Origin of the sequence: Pandoraea sp. PE-S2R-1 (assembly GCF_002179865.1) — a bacterium.
In the GTDB taxonomy this organism is placed as follows: Bacteria; Pseudomonadota; Gammaproteobacteria; order Burkholderiales; family Burkholderiaceae; genus Pandoraea.
Window position 1 is genome coordinate 1 of record NZ_NGUR01000046.1, and the last position, 503, is coordinate 503.

General features: G+C 63.2%; 1 pseudogene. It reads left to right on the top strand.

Annotated elements, in window-relative coordinates:
- Positions 1-65 precede the first annotated feature (65 nt).
- Positions 66-503: pseudogene (locus CDV44_RS26965) on the top strand (dipeptidyl aminopeptidase); the annotation flags it as partial.

Consider the following 503-nt stretch of genomic DNA (forward strand, 5'->3'; position numbering starts at 1 on the left):
AACGCTTCACCGCACGCTCACGACTTTGCGGAGGATGGCTTTGCGCCCTCCTTCTGACGGCACCCTTGACACCCTTCTCCGGCATCTCGACGGCCATTGCCGCCACCGACGAGACAACCACCAACGCCGCATCGCCCGCGCCTGCCGCAGATCCCTCACCGGAAATCGTGTCCATCGTGGTGCCGGGGGCCGGCACCTTCGGCGGCGATATCGGCATGCACACCGAGGTGTACAAACCGTCGGGCAACGGACCTTTCCCTGTGCTCATCTTCGAGCACGGACGCGCCTCCGATGCTCTGGTCCGCGCCAAAATGAATCAACCGATTCTCAAAGGACATGTGCGTTACTGGCTCGCCAAAGGCTTCGCCATCGTGGCACCGGTTCGCGTTGGCTATGGCTCGACGGGCGGGCCGGATCGCGAGAACTCCGGAGCATCGTTCGACATGCAGGGTCGATGCACGCGTCGCCCCGACTTCGAGAAGCTCGGCAAGGTCACAGCAGAA